This is a genomic window from Stenotrophomonas sp. P5_B8, assembly GCF_054049855.1.
Genome location: NZ_JBFULO010000627.1, coordinates 1 through 1,643, shown reverse-complemented (window position 1 = coordinate 1,643; position 1,643 = coordinate 1). Strand labels below are relative to the sequence as shown.

Below are 1,643 nucleotides of genomic sequence, written 5' to 3'. Positions count from 1 at the left end.
GTGTATGGGTGCGCCGGTTGCGGGACGCAACCCCGACGCACGGGATCGGCGCAAACCGGTGACAATGCGCGGCGTTCCCTTGGGCCCAGGCAGACCTTCATGCACATTTCACCCCGTATCGATCGCGGCATCGGCGCGCTTGCCGCGTTTGTGTTCGTTGTGGCGGTCGCCGGCTTCGGTGCGGCGCTGCCGGGGTACCGCGCGCTGTCGCATCCGGTAGCGCTGCTGGGCGCAACCGGGGTGCCGCATGCGCAGGCGTTCAATTGGCTGGCGCTGGTGCTGCCGGGGGCGTTGGCCTGCGGCGTGGCGCTGCGCCTGCTGCGGCGGGTGCCGCGCACGGCGCCCTGGACGCTGCGCGTGGGCGTCCAGTTGCTTGTGCTGGCCGGGGCCGGCTTCGCCGCGATGGGGCTGCTATCGCTGGATGCCAGCGATATCGAAAGCCCGGCCAGCCAGTTCCACGCCAGTGCGTGGATGGTGTGGGTGCTGGCATTCGCGCCGGGCACACTGCTGTATGGGCTGGGTGCGCTGCGCGTGCCGGGCTGGCGCGCGCAGGCGTTCCTGCACCTCGGCTGCGCGGCGGGGATGGTGCTGGCCGCGTTCGTGCTGCAGGCATGGATGCCGGCGCCGCTGGCGCAGCGGCTGGCCTTCGCCGTCTGGGCGATGTGGCTGGTGGCGGCGCTACCGGTAGCGTTGCGCAAGGTGCGGGGCGCGATTTAGCGCCCCGCTGGTTTCAGTCTTCGTGGCACTGAAGGGTGAAGCCGGCCGTTGGATGGTCCCGACGGATCAGCACAATGGCCTGGTTGGTGGCATCGGTGCCATCGGCCGCCTCCACCGGGTACATCCCGAAACTTCCGTCATCGAGCGTGTAGGCACAATTGAAGCTGGCGGCATGGGCCGAAGCAACCCCGCCGATGGCCATGCCGACGGCAAGAGCCGCCTGAGCAATGCGCTGCATGATGTGTATCTCCTTGATCGGCTCCGAAAGGGCGGCCTTGGCCGTGCAGGGCCGGGAGCCGGGCAACCCCTGCGCCACAAGGCTGCTGCAGGCGGCGGTCGGCCCGGGATAGGGAATCTCCTGTGTCCTTGGCGGGAAAAGCCGCGTTCCAGTCTGAGGTTCTTACCGTGCGGGCGCCCCTGGCACGGCGTCCCGCCCCCCCCGATCAGCGCACCGTGGGGCTTGCGCCGGCGGGAGAGCGAGGCGGGCCGGGCGTTCCGGTGCTCGATTGGAGCGCCTTGCCGCACTGCGGTATCCTCTCCCGCTTTGCCGCCGCACTAGCGTTTCCATGACCAGCGTCGAACCCAACGTTTACGATCCGCAGCAGGTTGAATCCGCCGCCCAGAAGTTCTGGGATGCCACGCGTGCCTTCGAGGTCACCGAGACCTCGGACAAGCCGAAGTACTACTGCCTCTCGATGCTGCCGTACCCGTCCGGTGCGCTGCACATGGGCCACGTGCGCAACTACACGATCGGCGACGTGATCAGCCGCTACAAGCGGATGACCGGGTACAACGTGCTGCAGCCCATGGGCTGGGACGCGTTCGGCCTGCCGGCCGAGAACGCGGCGATCAAGAACAAGACCGCACCGGCCAAGTGGACCTACGCCAACATCGAGCACATGCGTGGCCAGTTCAAGTCCATGGGC

At 68.4% G+C, this 1,643-nt stretch carries 3 protein-coding genes; 2 read left to right on the top strand and 1 reads right to left on the bottom strand.

The window, feature by feature from the left end; translation table 11 throughout:
• Positions 1–99 precede the first annotated feature (99 nt).
• Positions 100–717 carry a DUF998 domain-containing protein gene (locus ACXJKH_RS20140; RefSeq protein ID WP_457322018.1) on the top strand — a complete coding sequence of 206 codons (618 nt, stop codon included), beginning with the start codon at positions 100–102 and terminating at the stop codon, positions 715–717.
• A 13-nt stretch (positions 718–730) separates the two neighbouring features.
• Here the strand turns inward: ACXJKH_RS20140 and ACXJKH_RS20135 are convergent, their stop codons facing one another.
• Entirely contained in the window at positions 731–955 is a 225-nt protein-coding gene (locus ACXJKH_RS20135) for a hypothetical protein (protein ID WP_256777755.1), read from the bottom strand.
• A gap of 328 nt (positions 956–1,283) precedes the next feature.
• Here ACXJKH_RS20135 and ACXJKH_RS20130 point away from each other — a divergent pair.
• A partial coding sequence (locus ACXJKH_RS20130) for a class I tRNA ligase family protein (RefSeq protein WP_457322016.1) occupies positions 1,284–1,643 on the top strand: 360 nt, incomplete at its 3' end.